The following is a 19,821-nucleotide window of genomic DNA, read 5'->3' on the forward strand; positions in this document are numbered from 1 at the left end:
AGTGCTAAGTACCTAAAAATATCAATTAAAGATTAAAAAACCTATATCATTACGAGTCCATTAGCGATTTACAATTTTTCTCTGTCAAGGGTTTTTCCCAAAAATTTTTCACTAGCTTGTACTCTTTTGCTTTAGCCTTATCAGACAGACTGAGAGAAGAGGTGACGATGATTACTTGATCAATATTCTTAAAATTACCTTTGGTCAAGGTATCCAGAAGCTCCCAGCCACTCACCTTCGGCATGTTTAAATCTAAAAATATCAAAAGATTTATGTCCTCAAACCTTTTGGAATTGATATAATGCAATGCTTTCTCTGCATTATTGAATGTCAACGGCTTTTCTGATAGCCCACTTTCCTTGACCATCAACTCATGGTAGAATAGTACTCCAGGGTCATCGTCTATGATCAATACCTCAGTTCTGCTCATTTGGATTATCTTCTGTTTTTTCGGAACTCTTATGTATTGCTCGGATGATGTCATCCATTTCTATCAGGCTATCTTCCAATTCTTGCAAGAGCTCTTCTTTGCTTTTGTTAAGGTGTTTGAAGTTATCTGAATTCTTTAGCAAATGTAATATTCCCATGATTCTGGTCAATGGCGCTCTCACAATATGTGATTGTTGCCAAGTGATTTCTCTTAGTTTAAGGTTTTGCTGTTCTATATTGGATAATGCTCTTTGAAGCTCTGAAGTGGAATGCTCCAGTTCCTTAGTCCTTTCCTTAACTAATTCCTCTAGCTTAATGCCTCTACTAATTTTTCTTAAAATAAATATACTCAGAGCGCCTGCCAAAAAGGTGAATAATGCAATCAAGAGTTTGAATGCATTACTTTCGAAGAAAAATGATTCTACACTAAAGCTAATCGTTGCTGGTTTTGACCACTTACCAGATTTATAGCCTACGATTTCGACAGTGTAATTACCGCTCTCTATGGAGGTAAGGTTGATGACTCTACCACTACCAATGGGGACATATTCCATGTCTTTGTTGATAAACTTGTAGTAATACTGTGTATTCTCAGGATCTTCAAAATCGATGGAAGTGAAAATTATGTCAAATTTGAATGTTCCTGGCGGAATGATAATCTTTTGGTTTTCACTTAGGAATAGATCTCCGATACGTATACCTTCTATTTGAATTTCAATCTCTTGATCGTCGTAAATAATATTCTTAGGGTCGACGATGGCTACGCCTTTTATAGTTGGAAACCATAATGAACCATTGGGTAATTTGATGGAGGAAGGAAATACATTTCCATTACATTCTGGGTTAGCCATTCCATGGGATTGGTTGTATCTCTTGACTCTGAGCAGGAATCTTTTATCAGTAGATTTTTTGAAAGCCAAAAGGTCTTCGATAGGGATGCTGGATAAACCAAAGTTGCTACTCATCCATAGATGACCGTGATCATCAGGTTGCAATGCATATAGGCCTTTTGTTTTAAGACCATTTTCAGGCTTTACTATTTTGAATTTTTCTTCATCAAAATAAGCAAGTCCAATCTCAGTCCCAAACCAAAGACTTCCTTCAGGATCTTCATAAATGCTGAAAATCATATTTGAATGCTCAGCTGAAGGCAGCTGAAAGTCTTTTTGATACTGATAGTTTGCTATACAAATCAATCCAGAAGCAAAAGTGCTAATCCAGATTCTTCCTTTGGAATCTTCAAATATGGAATTGAGTTCTGTATGACTGAATTTTTCAGGAATGGCAATTGATCTCAGATTATTCTTTTGGTCCAGTATGTAAACACCACCTTCATTACTTAGGATCCAGATATTATTTTTCAGATCTCTGTAAATGGTTGTGACTACACTTCCTTTGATTTGATTGTTGATTTCTGGTATGGGTATGAATTTCTGTGTAGAGATCTGGAATTTGCTAAGACCTCCAGCAGTGCCCAAATACAAATCATCATTTCTGCCATAAATAGACAAGATAAAATCACTTGCTAAGCCATTTTTCTCTGAAAAAACATTTGACTTCTCTTCCTTGATATGGGTAAATCCAGCACCGTATGTGCCAACAAAGATATCTCCGTTTGTATGATGATATAGAGGATGTATAGATTCTTTTGGAAGCTGAATGTCCTTTGAAAGCATTTTGATACTAGCTGGCTTGATATGTACTAATCCGCCCCCACTTAGACCCAACCAAATATTATCTTCATCATTAAAAACGATCAGAATCAAATCTTCATCAACATTATCAATGTCTATGTTTTGGACAAACTCTTGATCTAATAGGAAAAGCCCGTCGTTGTTTGTACTGGCATAGAGTACTCCATCTTGGTCTATACTTAGATTACTAAAATAGGTGTCTTTAGTATATTCATTCAGTGGATGGGAAAATATTTCACTGTTGTAGCTGGCAAATAATCCATTCCCCTTGGTGCCAAAGTAATAATTTTCCCCATCAGGATGGATTGTTTCTATATCCATAGCTTCAAAGCCTTTGACTATTTTTGTTGTCAAATTCTTTAAGTTCAAATGGTATAGCCCCTTGTTGGTTCCAATGATCAATAAATCCCCAACCGCTTCTATGGCTTGAATTCTGCGACCCGAGACAGGTACCCACTCGTCAAAAGGCAGAAGTTGATCTTTTTCCAAATAATAAAGATGATCTCCTGATGTACTGACCCATAGTCTTCCATATTGATCTTTGGAAATGGAGCGTATGATATCATTTTTAATTACCGCTCTTGCATCTATAGATTTGATAGCACTTTTATTAAATAATACTAAGCTATTGTCACTCGCTGCCCATACACCTTCGCCTTCTACTCGGTATACATCGTAAAAAAGATTGGAGACCACCAAAGGATTATTGTCTCTATTGAACACTTGAAATGTAGATCCATCAAATCTCACCATGCCCTCTTCAGTCGCTATCCAAAGAAATCCATAATCATCCTTTTCGATATCAAAAACTGTATTTTGAGGAAGACCGTTTTGATTGTCATAGAAGCGAGTCATGTAAAGCTTGCCTTCCTTTCCTATAGGAAGTTGCTGCGCATGACTTTGAGCAGAGAGCAAGCAAATGATTACTTTCATTGCAAAAGTCAATAAGAACTGCTTTGCTATCATTTTTTACAGGTGATTACGGTTTAAGCTAGTTAAAACAGTCAAAATCTTCTTGAAGATAGTATTAATTGATGCAATAGGAAATTTTAAGTTAGAGAAATTTTAGGCTATTTTTTTATATGCATTTATAATCAGTTTATTGAATATTTTTTGATGGTGAAAAAGAACTTACTTCCTAGGCCTTCTTCTGATACTACCCAGATTTCTCCTCCGTGTTGTTGTACTATTTTACTACAAGTAGCTAAGCCCATGCCTGTACCAGTATATACTTCTTTGCTATGCAGTCTCTTGAACATAGAAAAAATTTCTTGAAAGTATTTTTCAGGAATACCGATGCCATTGTCTGCCACACAAAACTCCCAAAAGTCGGGGTGTTCTACGAAACTAATTTGAATCCTTGGAGGATTTGCAGGCTTTTGATATTTGATGGCATTGTTGATTAGGTTCTGGAAAAGTAATTTAATGGGTGTTCGTTGAGAAATTATGATTGGGAGATTTTGAAATTGAATCTTACCATTTGTTTCTTCTAATTCAGCTTGGAATAGAGGAATGATTTCATCAAGAAGTTGATTGCAATCTACTTTTTGAAATGGAGTAGAGTCTGCACCAATTTTAGCATATTCTAAAATATCATTGATTAAGATAGTCATCCTTTGAGTTGCATCTAATGCAAAATGAATGTATTTTCTCGCTTTTTCATCAAGCTGTGCAGCATAGTTTTTTTCCATTAAACCCATAAAATTGTGAACCATCCTGAGTGGTTCTTTCAAGTCATGGGAAGCAATGTGGGCAAAGCGCTCTAGTTCCTGATTTTTCATTTCAAGAGCCTTTCTCGCTTCTACAATATCTTGGATTGGCCTACCTTCTGGAATGATTGCGATTACTTTTCCTTGGTCATCAAAAAGTGGTTTTAGGTTGAAATGAATCGTAACGGTGGAATCTTTGCCCAGGACTTCTACTTCGTATTGGATAAACTCGCCCTTTGCAGCCCTTTTGATGTTTTCTTTCAGGTAGTTTTGTGTTTCTTCGTTGATCGTCCACCAATAGCACTCCCAAAAAGGCTTCCCAATTAAATCTTCCTTGTAGAGCCCTGCAAAATCCATTGCAGTTTGATTGGCCTCCAATAGAATTCCTTCAGGGCTCAGAAATCCGATAAATTGAAAAGTTGAATTGAATATTCCAGAAAACTTATTGGCAAGTTCTTCTAATTTCAATTCAATTGACTTGTTTTCTGTAATATCAGTATGTGTACCAAACATCATCAAGGGTTGTCCATCTTCGGTCCAAGTAATTACTTTTCCTCTATCCAATACCCAGACCCAATGCCCATCTTTATGTTTCATTCTACACTCACAGTTGTAGTATGGAGATTTTTTATCAAAGCATGCTTGGAGCTTTTGCCCAGACACTTTTAAGTCTTCGGGATGAGCAAAATTTTCCCATGTTTTGATCGAAACTGGTTGAAGTTCATCTAGGGTATAACCGATCATTTCAGCCCAGCGCTCGTTGAAGATGGTTTCTCCTGTTTGTACATTCCATTCCCAAGTACCAGCATTGGTTCCAATTAATATATTTTCGATTCTTGATTTTTGTTCTTCGAGCTCTTTAAGTGCTCTTTTTCGTGGAGTGATGTTTTGTATTTGAGCGATGTAGTGCTTGAAGCTTCCATCTGAATTGAGGACTTTTGAACCACTTAAATTGATCCACATGACCTCTCCTGATTTGGTAAAGTAACGTTTTTCAATTTGGTAGTTATCTATTTCTCCTCTGTTGAGTTTGCCCATAAACTCCAAATCAATATCAAGATCTTCTGCGTGGGTGATCTCTTGAAAGGTAAGGTTTGTCAATTCTTCGGGAGTATAACCTAAAAGTTTACAAAGACTTTTATTAACCTTGGTGAACCTCCCATTTTCATTTACAAGTGCCATGCCTATGGCTGCAAATTCAAATGCTGTATTAAAGTCATCCTTAAGATTTATTATTGTTTGTAGTTTCCTCTTTGATTTTATGTAGAGATTGAGGAATAATAAGGAGCCTGCAAGTAGTACAATGATAATAGAGAAAAGCTGAATGATTCCAGTGGAAAGAAAGGAAATCAGTATTCCTAAAATTATAATACCAACTTGTAGGGTAAGTGTAGTGTTCCCTTTTTTTAGGTGATTCATTAAGGTGGATTTAAGCTTGGTTAATTTAAATAGAAATAATCATAATATCCAATGAAATTAACTCTCCTTAAATCAATTTTAAAACTTATGAATATGTATATCAGCTTTCTTACCAGTAGAACCTATAAAGTGGTATAAGCCTATGATTTCAAGCCAATATCAATGAATAACTTGTCCGTCATGGCGGATCCAATCCCGAAGCCTCGGAATCGGATTAATCTAGGCACCTATTTAATTTGATTAATGGTATAATTGCGGATTTGCATACTTAAGAATCTGAATTACTGTTTTTTCACGGTGAAGTTAAAAGCACTTCCTTTTCCCTCTTCTGACTCAACTGTTATATAACCACCAGCGGCTTCTACGATTTTTTTACAAATAGCTAAGCCGATTCCATTGCCTGTATATTTCTCCTTGGTGTGCAAACGTTGAAAAATTTCAAAAACCTTTTTTTGATGCTCTTTAGCTATTCCAATTCCATTGTCACGAACTGTAATTTGCCAGTGAGATTTCAAATCTTCACAACTTACATGAACTATGGGATGATTGTTAGTTTCTTGATATTTGAAACCATTCGATATTAAATTTTGCAAAAGTTGAAACATACCACTCTTTGTCGCATGAATTTCAGGTAATTTATCCCAAGTTAAAAGCGCTTGTTTTTCCTCTAACGTAGGTTGAAATATTTTACTCAATTCCATCATCATTTCATTGAGATTGATGGTTTCCTTAGCAACATTTGACCTGCCTACTCTGGAATACTCTAAAAGGTCATGGATGATTTGACGCATCCTTTTAGCACCATCAGTTGCAAAATGAATGTATTTTAAAGCTTTTTCATCCAATTGATTTTCATATTTTTTCTCCAGTTGATGCAGGAAGCCTGTCACCATTCTCAATGGTTCTTGTAAGTCATGGGATGCGATATAGGCAAATTGCTCAAGCTCAGCATTGGAGTCAGCGAGTTGCTTTGATTGTTCTTTGAGGAAGTCATTGAGTTCTAAAAGTTGATTCTCTGCAGCTTTTGCATCAGAGATGTCTTTTGCTGAGGCGTAAATCAGACCTTCTTCAGGAACAGGCGTAGCAGTCCATGATAGCCAGATTGTATTTCCTGATTTGGTGATGAATCGAGTCTCATATCGTGCGTAGGATTGTCCCATTGCTAGGTCAGACAAAATCCCCAACAAAGTTTCTTTATCTTCTTCAGGAGTAAATTCAAGATATGGTCTTGCTAACATTTCCTCCTGACTATACCCTAGAATTGTTTCAAAAGCAGGATTTACTTTTTTGAAGTAGCCATCAAATCCAGCTATGCAAAGTAAATCTGATGTCAAGTCAAAAAACTGATTGAGTTCATATTCAGCTTGCTTTCTTTTGATCATTGCACCAAGTTGATTGAGCAAATCTTTTTCAAGTTTTGGGATGCTCTGCAAATCAATTGGACGACCTATAGCAGAGAATACCATTACAGCAATTACCTTCTCTTCAAAATCAATAGGGTAAGCCACTGCGCCTTCTAAGTTATGGCTTATCGCAAATTCTTTTCTAAGTAGATTGTTTCCTGTTTTAAGGTCGATTATGTGTATAGGTTTTCGTTTTCTGTAAACCTCAGCCATCAGTCCCTTATTTCCATCCACGGGTCTAAATTCATTTTCTGGGATAATTTGATCTGGCCCCATAAAAGCCGATAAAATCAGTGACTTACCATCGATACTACTGGTCCAAATTTCCGCATAGTCTAATTTTAAGTATGCTAAAATGACTTTTAAAGTTGCTTCGTAAGCTACTTTAAGCTGCCTATTTTTCGAAAAAATATCCACCACCTGAAGTCTGATTTCTGTTTGGATCTCACTATTTTTTTTGTCTGTACCATCCTTGGCGACACAGTACATCAATTCATCCAAGAAATCCCATTTGGCAGACCAAATGATTGGAACTTCGGTACCATCTTTTTTGATATATCTATTTTCAAAGATGGTCATGTTCTGCCCATTCATGATAGCCTCAGCTGCATGGGCGGTTTTGGGATGGTCTTCTGTATGGACGAAGTCCATAAATGGCCTCCCTTTCATTTCATCAGGATGGTAACCCCACAAGTCTAAAGAGGCTGCACTCATGTCTTCAAACCTCCCGTCTTTGTCAATGGTACAAATTACATCAAGCGACCTGTCCATGATTTTGGAAAGCTTGTATCTGTTCCTATCTCTTTCAGTTTGAATATTCTTTTTTTCTGTAATATCAGTCATCACACCCCTTGCAATAAGTCTATTTTTTGACTCTACTACACTTACTACATTGTTGAGCCATTTGATAGCCCCATTTATATCAAACATTCTAAATTCAAAGGAGTGGTTAATCCCCTCTTTTGCGTGTTTGAGAAAGTATCTGAGTGTAAAATCCCTATCGGAAGGATGTATTTTTGATTCCCAAAACCCTTCATGAAGCCAATCTTCACTACTATAACCTAATATATCAAGGGTCTGAGGGCTGATATAAGTAAAAAGAATTGGTTGAATCTGAGCCTCCCATACAATTCCATTGATTGTATTGATTAGGTCATCTGTTTGTAATTTGGGAGCTTTCATGAGAGGTTGATTTAACAAAAGGGTTTGGAAATAATACACTCTAATTTAGAAGTTTGCTAAAAGTCTAAGTATTCTGATTTAAGTGAAATTTTTAGGTATTGTAAAATAAAAATTGCTCCCTAGACCTTCTTCTGATTCTACCCATATTTTACCCCCTAAATTCGTAACTATTTTTTTGCAGATAGCTAATCCCATTCCAGTACCTGCGACCTCGTCATGTGTATGTAGACGTTGGAAAATATTAAATATGCGGTCATGATACCTTGGTTTGATTCCAATACCATTGTCTTGCACACTGAATTGATAAAATTGACCTATGTCCTCAAAGTTTATTCTGATTTCAGGTTTGACATGCTCTCTTTGGTAAGCTAATGCATTTCTGAGGAGATTTTGAAAAATTTGGATCAATTGTATTCTTTTTCCTTGAATAATAGGCATAGGACTCCAGGTCACAATTGCGTTTTTCTCAAAAATGGTTTTTTGATGTGAAGCTACAAGCTTTTCCATCATTTGATTGAGATCAAGTTCAATGGTCGTTTCTTCGATTTTTGTAGCCTCAGAAAAGTCAAGTAAGTCTAGAATGATCCTTTTCATACGCTCTGCTCCATCGATTGCAAATTGTATGTATTTCTTGCCCTTTTCATTGACCTCGGAGAGATACTTCCTTTCCAATTGGGTCATGAAACTTGAGATCATTCTAAGGGGTTCTTGCAAGTCATGGGAAGCCACAAAGACGATTTGCTCCAGTTCCTTGTTTGTGTTCTCTAGTTTTCTAGATTGGATGTTTAGTTCCTCGTTTACCTCTTTCAGTTCATTGATTTTGGAGGATAGTTCTTTGTAAAATTTCTCTACCAGTACATATAGCAAAATGGCCGTCAGTGTGACATAAGTGATTCCTTTGATCGATTGGAAGTATTCATAATTGATAATATCTGTACTATCCAATAGCCAGCTTAGCAGTCTATCACTGAGCAAAATCCAAGATGTACCTAATATCAAATAAATCAATGCAATCTTAAAACTTGGTTTCATAGTGATGATTTTGGTAATGAAAAATAGAAGGTACTTCCTTCATCGGTGGTAGATTCCACCCATATTTTACCCCCATATTTATCAACTATCTTTTTGCATATAGCTAATCCTATTCCTGAGCCCTCATACAGGTCTTTTGGGTGAAGTTTTTGGAAGATAATAAATATTTTTTCCAAATATGATTTTTCAATTCCAATTCCATTGTCTTTGATAGAAAATACCCAAGAGTCTTTAGTCTCCTCGTAGTCTATTCTTATCTCTGGGTTTCTATCTGGATGATGGTATTTGATGGCATTACTGATCAGATTTTGGAACATTTGCTGAAGCGGTGTTTCTTGAAAATAGATTTGAGGCATCTCTGACCAAGTAATATCTGCTTTTTTCTCTTTGATGATCCTACGGTTGAGTATGGAGACATTCTTCAATACTTGGTCTACCGCAATCAATTGCTTCTTGTCTTCATAACTTCCAACTTTTGAATATTCTAATAGATCCAAAATAATCTGTCGCATGCGCTTGGCACCGTCAGTGGCGTAAAAAATATATTCTTTTGCCTTTGCATCTAAAACTTGTGCATATTTGATTTCAAGCCGATTCAAGAAGCCTGTGATCATTCTCAGGGGTTCTTGGAGGTCATGTGAAGCCACGTAGGCAAACTGTTCAAGTTCTTCATTAGATACTTCCAGCTTTTTTGCTCTCATTTCCAACTCTTGACTCAATTTCAATAGCTCCTGCTCGTTAGACCGAATCTCTGTAATGTCTTTCATGACAATCACTGCTCCGAGTTTCCTTCCTGAGGAAGTGATAATAGGTGTTCCAGAAGAAAGTACAATTCGTGATGATCCATCATTTCTTCTAATGATGATTTCTTGGTTGATGATAGTTTCACCCTTCCATGCTTTGTAAAGCGGGATATTTTCTAATGAGAGTTTTGAAATGCCATCTGCTTCAAATATGCCATAATCCTCGTTCCAATCTTCTGGCGGTGTATCTAAAATATCCTTACCATGTAGTACCCTTGCCGCATGATTGGATAAAATGAGCTTACCACTTTGGTCACAGGCGATGATAGCATCTGAAAGATTTTCGAGCATGGATTTGAGAAACTCTCGCTCGTTTTCCAGCTCTATTTCTGCTTCTTTCCGTTTGGTAATGTCTTCTACTGCTCCGATCATCCGGATAGCTTTACCTTCTTCATCTCTGATGACAATTCCTTTGTCTAGGACATATGCGAAGGTTCGATCAGCTTTTTTGAATCTAAATTCTGCTTCCCAGTATTCCCTGTCGCTTTTCAAAAAGTCCTTCATGTCCTTTTCAACCCTTGAGTAATCATCTGGGTGAATTTGACTGATCCAAAACTCTCCAGTGCCTGAATAACTATCAATAGGGTGACCAAAAAGTTTTTCGAAATTATCTGTTCTATACACTTCCCCATTCAAAATATTCCAATCCCAGATAGCATCTGATGTAGCCCTGGCTGCTAGGGTAAATCTTTCATTACTCAGTTTGATTTCTTGTGATTGTTCTTCAACTTTCCTAGATAAATAAGCTGGAAGACTCGTGACATAGAAAGTAAGATAACCGAGTATCATAGATAGTACTACACGAAGCACCATGAAGGGATAGACCTCTTTGAAAGCTGTAGATTTTTTCAATTGGACAGTGATCGTCCAATCACCTTCTCGGAGCAAAATGGTTTGCTTGAATCCATCCAACTCAGCATTATTTTTTGGTAAAAAATATTCCTCCTGTCCTGATTCTGGGTTGACCTTAGAAAGTTGAATATAGAATGGACTTTTATCTGAGATGTCGATGTTTGCTACTTTTATGAAAGACTCAAACTTGATTATTACAGCTGCAAAGCCCCAAAATTCATCATCTTTAAAAATTGGGTTTCTTCCGACAATTCCAACGCCACCTTGTTTCAATTCAAATGGACCAGCGAAATACAATTGCCGCTTTTCAATCGCTCTTTCTGCTTCGTATTTCGTTTTAGGATCTTCTAGGATGTTGTATCCTATGACCTCCTCGTTGCCTTCAAGTGGGAAAGTTTTGATGATAGTGCCACCTTCTACAAGTTGTATTGCATCTATAAACTTATTGGTACTCAGTAATCCTGCCGCTATACTATCAAAGTCATTTCCGATGCCATAGTTGCGCTCGATATATTCTAATACCCTTGTAGTAGAAATGCTATTGGCCAATGCTCCTGAGATTTGCTTTTCAAGGATTGTGGCTTGCTCAATGACGCGTTGTTCCTCTGTCTTTTTCTTTAAGTCATAATCTTTTACTGTAAAATATTGTAAGCCAGTAATCAGAATGAAAACCAAAACCCCCGTAACAATTGGATTTCTAAACAAGATATTTGATGATTTTGATGTCATGATATTTCTAAAAACTATAAGCTAAATATAGATGATATTTTTGTCCGAATATATGGATGTAGGATTATTGTCATTTGGGTAAAGTGAAATAAAAAGTACTGCCCTTACCTAATTCTGAGCTCACTGAAATCTCGCCACCTAGGAACTCCACGATTTTCTTGCAAATGGCCAATCCAATACCAGTGCCTGAGTATTGTGACTTGTCATGGAGTCTTTGGAAGATCACGAAAATTTTGTCTTGATATTCAGGAGCGATTCCAATGCCGTTGTCACTCATAGCAAATCGCCAAAAGTCTCCCAGGTTTTCTACTTCTATATGGATTCTAGGGACATTTCCTGCATTTTGGTATTTGATAGCGTTTGATAACAGGTTTTGTATTAGCTGAATGAAAGCAGACTTTTTACTCTGAATTTCTTTTGGCACATTGATGGTAATTTCAGCTTTTGATTCTCGTATTTGCTGACTGATCAAACTCATAGCATCTTGTATAGCCACCTTGGGATCAAAACTCTTGATTTCCAAATCTCCAGCTCGTCCTACTCTTGAGAATTCTAGTAAGTCAAGAATTATATTTCGCATTCGAGCGGCACCATCTTTAGAAAACTGAATGTAAGTTTTAGCTTTCTCGTCGAGGTCTTCTCCATATTTCTTTTCTAGAAGTGACAGAAAGCTGCTTACCATCCTAAGGGGTTCTTGCAAATCATGTGATGCTACATATGCAAATTGTTCTAATTCAGAATTTGATATCTCTAAGCTTCTATTGGTGTCCTTCAGTTGTTCATTGACTTGCTGTAAGGAGAGCTCAAATTCTTGTTTCTCAATGGCTGCACCAAAATTGTTCACGATGGTTTGCAAAAAGGAAATTTCATCTTTTGTCCAAACTCTTTCTTGGGTACAATCGTCAAAACCTAAAAATCCCTTGAATGTGTTTTTTGTAAATACTGGAATTTGAAGTATTGACTTGATGTCTTGTTTTTCAAGTAGTTCTCGAGTAGCTGAATCTGAGATTTGGCTCGTGATTACCTGATAGGGAATTCTGTCTAAAGCCATTTGCAAATATTCAGGAAAATCATCTAGTGGGATTGCTTGAAATTCTGGATTTTCTAATTCAGGCGTTATACCGTCTTTCACCCATTCATACTCTTGCTTAAGAAAACCTCTATGTGTTTTTTGATCTTCAAAATGCTTTAGAAAGTAAACTCTGTCCACAGCCGCAGCTTCACCCATTATTTTCAAACTTCTAGCCAATACACTTTCCCAGTTTTCAAAGGATAATAATGATTCTACGACTTTTGAAATGGCTTCTAGAAATTTGGTTTTTTGAATGATGGCATTTTCTGCGTGTTTCTTCTCAGTGACATCTTGTAGTGCTCCGATCATTCTTCGTGGTTTACCACTTTGATCTCTCAAAATAATAGTGTGTTCGACTACAAATGCATAAGTGCCATCATTTTTGAGAAATCTATATTCTCCTTTCCACCGATCAACATCTGGGTTACTACGCGCTTCATTGATTCCAGCCATGATCTCTTCAAAATCATCTGGGTGAACTTTAGTTTCCCATAGATCTTCTGGAACTACAAAGTTACCATAGTCATACCCGAAGAGTGTTTTGTAGCCAGATCCCCAAAATACTGTTTTAGCCTGCATATCCCAATCCCAAATCGCGTCAGAAATAGCACTAGCAGCATAAATAAAGCGCTCATTGCTAATTTTCAGCGCTTTTTCAGCTTTGATTTTTTCTGTTTCATCTACCACAGTAGAAATCATGATGTTTTGATCATAGATAGGTATATTCTTGGCAGATACGATCCTTTTCTCCCCATGTTGAGTGGTGATTTCTATTTCTGACCAGGCCATTCTTTCAGGATCACGGCTTTCGATATCGGCCATGATTCTATTGATTATTTTTTCTCTGTATGCTGGATCAGGATATACTTTTTCAAAAAATGTAGAAATATTTCTTAAGGTCTCTTCAGTCCATCCATAAATTGCGGCAAATTGCTTATTCATCAATGTAGCTTCGCCAGAATCTATTTCATTGAGCGCAATTCCTATTGGTAAGTTATTGAGCGCAGTTTCTATAAATACATTTCTAGCTTGTAAAGATTGTTTCAAAGTTTCGCTGTCTGTGACATCTTGAACAGTGCCAATAAGTTTTTTAATCTTACCATACTGGTCTAATTCCTTTTTTGCTTTGATTCTTACCCATTTGATTTTGTGATTAGAGACTAAGATACGCTTGGTACTATCCAAAGGAACATCCCCTTGAACTGCCATCATCTGATTGATTTGAAGAGACTCTAAATCCTCAGGATGAATCGTAGAAAAGAAATATTCTGGAGTTAATATAATCTGGTCTTTTTTGACTTCCCAAATCATATACGTTTGATCAGACCATTGAAGTGAACCAGTATTTATATCAAGCTCCCAATATCCAAGCTGTGCCAACTCGGAAGCTTCATTCAATCGCTCTTGACTTTGTATCAACTGCCTTTCGAAACTCAATCGTCTAGAAATGTCCTCAGTGGTGATCAATACTGATTCAAGGGAATTTTCATATCCTGGAACTACGCTCCATTGGAAATGAATGTCTTTGATCTCTCCGTCTAGGGTTTTGGCTTTGGTCTGGCAATTGAAATTTGTGAGCCCTTGGCAGATGGAGGTGATTTGAAGAATAATAGTTTCGAGAGATTCCGTTGTGAAAATATCATGGAATCGTTCAAGTAGAATTTCTTTTGATTGAGCATGGTGAAGCTTGAGACAAGCTTGGTTTAAGTTTTTGATTTTTACCTTACTCAAACATGTTGATAATTTATCAGGGTTATCGACGAAAAATGATTGAATTTTCTTATCCTTTTTGCCAAGTAGTCCAAGACTTTTCAAATAATTTTTGACCTCCGAAAAATCTTCCTCCCATGTAGGTGTTGGCAGGATCTCAAAAATAGATTCAAATCGACTTTGCTGAGCCATATTACATTATTTTGAAGGGATAAAAGCTTAAAGGAAAGAAAATTTACAGAATTTCTGATTTTATATCAATATCAAAAATAATCATGGGTATTTAAAATTTAACCCCTAATAATCTTACATGATTATCCGCTAACTTACAAGTAGAACCTAAATAATGGGACAAACCTGCGATTTATAGCCAATATCAATGAATAACTTGTCCGCCATGGCGGATCTAATCCCGAAGCCTCGGGATCGAATTTAAATAGGCCCTTATTTAAATTGGTTAGGGGAATAATTGCGGATTTACATGTAATCTTATATAAAAAAATGCTAACCAATATAGTATTGATTAGCATTTTAAACAGAAAGAAGATTTTTTGGATCATCACTAAGCTTAAGGAAAGCGTGTTTTTTAGTGATGATTCATTACCAAATCACTAATGAATTCTCATTTGATTTTCCATATTTCCTCCAAAAGGCAAATGTTAAAATAAATTCATGTGTAGCATAGGGTAGGAGATAGCCCTTTTGAGATGGTAACTCGTGGGTATATCCAAATTTAATCTGCTGATGTACAAAGCCAAAGGTGAAATTATTAGCATAATTTACTCGATGTCCAGCGCCCACCCAAATCCGGTCCAGCAAAATGGCTTTTACATTTGCTTCAAAATGGTTAGGTAAATCTATTTGAGACCTATACATGAAGTGAGAAGCAATGCTTACACTAGGAGAGACTGTATGTCTGAATCCTGATTGAAAGATACTGACACTTGGTTTTCTGTCGACAAATACCTCCCCGAAGTTGAGCGCTCCTCTATTTGCATTCTGAAGGGAGTAGCCTATGTAATAATTTTCATGGGTCAGAGCCAAACCAACATTGAAATCGATCGTGCTCATATTTCCAAAGCTATTGAGGTATTGTGCTACTGTGGGGTCATTGGCTTGCTCAGTGGTCAGGTTATTCCCATCTAGCCTAGAGTGCATGTAATTAATGGAAGCACCAAGTCTTAAATTGGTGCCTCTTGACAATCGAACTCTAGCTGCATACGCGGCTTGAATTTCAGTGTCTACAAAAGCACCGTAACTTTCATTTAGAAAAGTCACGCCAGTAGTGTTTTTGCCAACTAAAGAAGGGTCTTTCATGCCTTTCATTTCTGAGAAATCTAGTTCAGTAGACATATAGAATAATTGTGGTGAGCCATCAAACCCTGCCCATTGATTACGAACAAATCCCTTCAAATTAGAACCTTCATAGCCAGTCATGGCTGGATTAAAGTAATTCTGAAATTGATTGAATTGACTCATATATCTCCTCATCTGCCCAAATCCGTCTAGGTTGAGTGTTAAGCTGAGGAATAAAAAGATGAATATTTTTTTCATGATCTGATTCTTGAATGATTGATTGGAATGTTATCTAGTAGTATTGGATAATTAGATTCCAGCACTTTTCTGATTTATTTTTTCCTGAGAAGGTTAATTGCTCCCTTTCTCGTTTGCTTGATATCATCGACTTCTATCACATAGTAATAGACACCGATAGGCAAAGGATTTCCAAAATAAGTCCCATCCCAGCGATCCATTGGATTGCTAGACCTGAATATCAATTCACCACCTTTTTCATAAATAGTCAATCGAACTCCTGTATACATTCTCAAAGAATTGATACCCCAAGTGTCATTGATGCCATCACCATCTGGTGTGAAAGTATTAGGAATGGCTACTTCTTCAAGGCTTGGAATTCTTCTGGTGATGACAAATTCCTTGGTAAAGGTATTTCCATCTCTATCTGTCACTATGACTACAATGATAAAGGTGGTTTCTCCTGGTCTCAGCTCTGAATTGTTCCAATAAAGCTGGCCATCTATAATTATAAATAAATCATTATCACCTTCACCAGGTACCAGTTCGATCAAATGTTCATCATCTACAGGATCTATTACTATGAAATCCCCAATGTAAATAGGCTCTTCATATTCATTCTGGAGGAAACTGTCCTCAGTAAGAAGCAAATCTTCTGGAGCAGGCTTTTGATTCACAATTACAGTGATACTGACGGGTCTCTCTATACCATCTATCCAACTATTAGGGAAGGTAATAGTACCTATCAATACATAAACACCACTCTTATTTCCATCATAATCTTCTTGAGACCAAGTGATGGGTAGTAGAACTCTTTCTCCATTTTCTAAAATGACCCAGATATGCGTAGGAAGTCCAAGATCGTCAAATTCAGTTCCCCAGTCTACGATGATTACATCTTCATCCACATAGTCAATGACTAAGGTTTCTTCCAACTCATTGATTGCACAACCAAATTCGTCTACCTCTGCACCTTCAGGAGTATTAGGACATAAATCGATGTCATCGGTCACGCCGTCACCATCAGAGTCTAATTGAGAAAGAGCACAGCCATTTTCATCTACTTCTGCTCCTTCAGGTGTATCAGGACAAAGGTCTAGGTCATCCGTTACACCATCACCATCTGAGTCTTTTTGTGAATCAGCACAGCCATTTTCGTCCACTTCCGCTCTGGCAGGAGTATCAGGACAAAGGTCTAGGTCATCCGTTACGCCATCACCATCTGAATCTTTTTGTGAATCAGCACAGCCATTTTCGTCCACTTCCGCTCCGGCAGGAGTGTCAGGACAAAGGTCTAGGTCATCCGTTACGCCATCACCATCTGAATCTTTTTGTGAATCAGCACAGCCATTTTCGTCCACTTCCGCTCCGGCAGGAGTATCAGGACATAGGTCTAGGTCATCCGTTACACCATCCCCATCTGAGTCTTTTTGTGAATCAGCACAGCCATTTTCGTCCACTTCCGCCCCAGCAGGAGTATCAGGACATAGGTCTAGGTCATCAGTCACACCGTCCCCGTCAGAGTCTTTCTGAGAATCAGCGCAGCCGTTTTCATCCACTTCCGCTCCAGCAGGAGTGTCAGGACAAAGGTCTAGGTCATCTGTTACGCCATCCCCGTCCGAGTCTTTCTGAGAATCAGCACATCCGTTTTCGTCCACTTCCGCCCCAGCAGGAGTATCAGGACAAAGGTCAAGGTCATCCGTTACGCCATCACCATCTGAATCTTTTTGTGAATCAGCACAGCCATTTTCGTCCACTTCTGCTCCGGCAGGAGTATCAGGACATAGGTCTAGGTCATCAGTCACACCATCACCATCTGAATCTTTTTGTGAATCAGCACAGCCGTTTTCATCTACTTCCGCCCCCGCAGGAGTGTCAGGACAAAGGTCAAGGTCATCCGTTACACCGTCCCCGTCAGAGTCTTTCTGCGAATCAGCACAGCCGTTTTCATCTACTTCCTCCCCAGCAGGAGTGTCAGGACAAAGGTCAAGGTCATCCGTTACGCCATCCCCATCCGAGTCTTTCTGCGAATCAGCACAGCCGTTTTCATCTACTTCCGCCCCTGCAGGAGTGTCAGGACAAAGGTCAAGGTCATCGGTCACACCGTCCCCGTCAGAATCTTTTTGTGAATCAGCACAGCCGTTCTCATCTACGTCGGCTCCAGCAGGAGTGTCAGGACATAAGTCTAAATAATCAGGCACTCCATCTCCATCAGAGTCTATTTGATCGAGAGAACAACCATTTTCGTCAACTTCTTCACCAGCTGGCGTATCTGGGCAAAGATCCAGATCATCAGTCACCCCATCCCCATCAGAATCTTTTTGAGAATCAGCACAACCATTTTCATCTACTTCTGCACCTTCTGGCGTATCAGGACATAAGTCTAAATAATCAGGCACTCCATCTCCATCAGAGTCTATTTGATCGAGAGAACAACCATTTTCATCAACTTCTTCACCGGCAGGAGTTTCCGGGCATAGATCAAGGTCATCTGTTACGCCATCCCCATCCGAATCTTTTTGTGAGTCAGCACAGCCATTTTCATCTACTTCCGCCCCTGCAGGGGTATCAGGACAAAGGTCAAGGTCATCGGTCACACCATCACCATCAGAATCCTTCTGCGAATCAGCACAACCGTTTTCATCTACTTCTGCACCTTCAGGTGTATCAGGACATAAGTCTAAATAATCTGGCACTCCATCTCCATCAGAGTCTATTTGATCAAGCGAACAACCATTTTCGTCAACTTCTTCTCCCTCAGGTGTATCAGGACAAAGATCTAGGTCATCAGTTACTCCGTCTCCATCAGAATCTTTTTGAGAATCAGCACAACCGTTTTCATCTACTTCTGCACCTGCTGGCGTATCCGGACATAAGTCCAAATAATCAGGTACTCCATCTCCATCAGAGTCAATTTGATCAAGTGAACAACCATTCTCATCTACTTCTTCCCCTTCAGGTGTGTCAGGACAAAGGTCAAGGTCATCAGTAACCCCATCTCCGTCAGAATCTCTTTGAGAAGCAGCGCAACCATTTTCGTCTACTTCTTCCCCTTCAGGAGTATCTGGACAAAGGTCAAGGTCATCTGTAACCCCATCTCCATCAGAATCTCTTTGAGATGCAGCGCAACCATTTTCGTCTACTTCTTCCCCTTCAGGAGTATCTGGACAAAGGTCCAGGTCATCTGTAACTCCATCTCCATCAGAGTCTCTTTGAGAAGCAGAGCAACCATTTTCATCCACTTCCTCGCCAGCGGGTGTGTCTGGGCAAAGGTCAAGGTCGTCCGTTACACCATCGCCGTCAGAATCTTTTTGTGAATCTGAACACCCATTTTCATCTACTTCTTCACCAGCTGGAGTATCAGGACATAGGTCCATATCATCTGTGACACCGTCACCATCGGAATCTCTTTGAGAATCAGCACAGCCGTTTTCATCCACAGGTTCTCCAGCAGGTGTTCCAGGGCATTGATCTAAATGATTAGGAACACCATCTCCATCGCTATCATATTGATCTAAGGAACAACCAAATCGATCAACTGCCTCGCCGGGAGGTGTATTTGGACAAAGATCTATGATGTCAGGCACACCATCCCCATCAGAATCTCTTGTACAATCCTCATCCGTATTTCGATTAGGATCTTCAAAACATTCTCTAGGGAATCTTCTCCACTGATCTATTTCGGCAGCTGTTGGTTCTGGTCTTAAGACCCTGACATAGTACTCGTGAATCAATTGGCCGTTGTTAAAAATAAATACTGGAATCACAGTAGTACCAAAAACCAATTGAACCCTGGCATCATTGACCAGTGCTCTTGGAGTATTGCCATTTACTTGGATCAAATTGTCGGAGCCCAAAGCCTCTCCTCGGACAGTGATATCACTATCAAGAAAAGAAACAGTAACATCATATATCCTGATGTCAGGATTGAATGCAGGACTTAGAGTGCCTTTATTCACTGTAAGTCTTGTAAGCTTGCCATCATTGAAAGACTCTTTTGCAGCCAGAATAAAAATTGAGCTGAAAAAAATCACCAATGCAAAAGCAAGGTTATTTTTTGATTTGGTAAAGATTCGATTCATAGGTTGAACCTAATTTTGATTGATATTTTATTTAGGGGTTCCCATATAGCGGGATCTAAATTTGAATAAAAATTATGAATAAATAAAAAATAAAATTTTTACAAAATGCTTAAAATCAGTATTTTATTCTATGACAAATATTTTTTTGAGGACGAAATACAATAATATACAT

9 protein-coding genes are annotated in these 19,821 nt (G+C 38.2%); all 9 read right to left on the bottom strand.

Annotated elements, in window-relative coordinates; translation table 11 throughout:
• Positions 1–49: 49 nt before the first annotated feature.
• Positions 50–430 carry a response regulator gene (locus BW935_RS11080; RefSeq protein WP_076501484.1) on the bottom strand — a complete coding sequence of 127 codons (381 nt, stop codon included), beginning with the start codon at positions 428–430 and terminating at the stop codon, positions 50–52.
• Positions 417–3,089 (bottom strand): ligand-binding sensor domain-containing protein, encoded by a 2,673-nt coding sequence (locus tag BW935_RS11085; protein ID WP_076501486.1) that lies wholly within the window; start codon positions 3,087–3,089, stop codon positions 417–419. The genes BW935_RS11080 and BW935_RS11085 overlap by 14 nt, the downstream gene beginning before the upstream one ends.
• A 128-nt stretch (positions 3,090–3,217) precedes the next feature.
• The gene (locus BW935_RS11090) at positions 3,218–5,251 is read right to left on the bottom strand and encodes a PAS domain S-box protein (RefSeq protein ID WP_076501488.1); all 2,034 of its coding nucleotides are present in this window, start codon (positions 5,249–5,251) and stop codon (positions 3,218–3,220) included.
• Between the two features lie 281 nt (positions 5,252–5,532).
• Complete coding sequence (locus BW935_RS11095; RefSeq protein ID WP_076501489.1) at positions 5,533–7,836, bottom strand: PAS domain S-box protein; 2,304 nt, start codon at positions 7,834–7,836, stop codon at positions 5,533–5,535.
• A gap of 78 nt (positions 7,837–7,914) precedes the next feature.
• Positions 7,915–8,868: a sensor histidine kinase gene (locus BW935_RS11100; RefSeq protein ID WP_076501491.1), complete on the bottom strand. Its 954-nt coding sequence runs from the start codon at positions 8,866–8,868 to the stop codon at positions 7,915–7,917.
• Positions 8,865–11,252, bottom strand: coding sequence for an ATP-binding protein (locus BW935_RS11105; protein WP_076501494.1), 2,388 nt, complete (start codon positions 11,250–11,252; stop codon positions 8,865–8,867). The genes BW935_RS11100 and BW935_RS11105 overlap by 4 nt, the downstream gene beginning before the upstream one ends.
• A gap of 70 nt (positions 11,253–11,322) precedes the next feature.
• Positions 11,323–14,226 carry a PAS domain-containing protein gene (locus BW935_RS11110; protein ID WP_076501496.1) on the bottom strand — a complete coding sequence of 968 codons (2,904 nt, stop codon included), beginning with the start codon at positions 14,224–14,226 and terminating at the stop codon, positions 11,323–11,325.
• A 408-nt stretch (positions 14,227–14,634) separates the two neighbouring features.
• Positions 14,635–15,588, bottom strand: a complete 954-nt coding sequence (locus BW935_RS11115) for a PorP/SprF family type IX secretion system membrane protein (RefSeq protein ID WP_076501498.1) — start codon at positions 15,586–15,588, stop codon at positions 14,635–14,637.
• Positions 15,589–15,662: 74 nt separating this feature from the next.
• Positions 15,663–19,649: a thrombospondin type 3 repeat-containing protein gene (locus BW935_RS18685; RefSeq protein ID WP_076501500.1), complete on the bottom strand. Its 3,987-nt coding sequence runs from the start codon at positions 19,647–19,649 to the stop codon at positions 15,663–15,665.
• Between the last annotated feature and the right edge of the window lie 172 nt (positions 19,650–19,821).

The organism is Belliella pelovolcani, assembly GCF_900156785.1.
GTDB lineage: Bacteria > Bacteroidota > Bacteroidia > Cytophagales > Cyclobacteriaceae > Belliella > Belliella pelovolcani.

What these genes read in the sequence shown, in the direction of transcription:
- BW935_RS11080 (WP_076501484.1), bottom strand. Translation starts at nt 430, where the DNA reads ATGAGCAGAACTGAGGTATTGATCATAGACGATGACCCTGGAGTACTA.
- BW935_RS11085 (WP_076501486.1), bottom strand. Translation starts at nt 3,089, where the DNA reads ATGATAGCAAAGCAGTTCTTATTGACTTTTGCAATGAAAGTAATCATT.
- BW935_RS11090 (WP_076501488.1), bottom strand. Translation starts at nt 5,251, where the DNA reads ATGAATCACCTAAAAAAAGGGAACACTACACTTACCCTACAAGTTGGT.
- BW935_RS11095 (WP_076501489.1), bottom strand. Translation starts at nt 7,836, where the DNA reads ATGAAAGCTCCCAAATTACAAACAGATGACCTAATCAATACAATCAAT.
- BW935_RS11100 (WP_076501491.1), bottom strand. Translation starts at nt 8,868, where the DNA reads ATGAAACCAAGTTTTAAGATTGCATTGATTTATTTGATATTAGGTACA.
- BW935_RS11105 (WP_076501494.1), bottom strand. Translation starts at nt 11,252, where the DNA reads ATGACATCAAAATCATCAAATATCTTGTTTAGAAATCCAATTGTTACG.
- BW935_RS11110 (WP_076501496.1), bottom strand. Translation starts at nt 14,226, where the DNA reads ATGGCTCAGCAAAGTCGATTTGAATCTATTTTTGAGATCCTGCCAACA.
- BW935_RS11115 (WP_076501498.1), bottom strand. Translation starts at nt 15,588, where the DNA reads ATGAAAAAAATATTCATCTTTTTATTCCTCAGCTTAACACTCAACCTA.
- BW935_RS18685 (WP_076501500.1), bottom strand. Translation starts at nt 19,649, where the DNA reads ATGAATCGAATCTTTACCAAATCAAAAAATAACCTTGCTTTTGCATTG.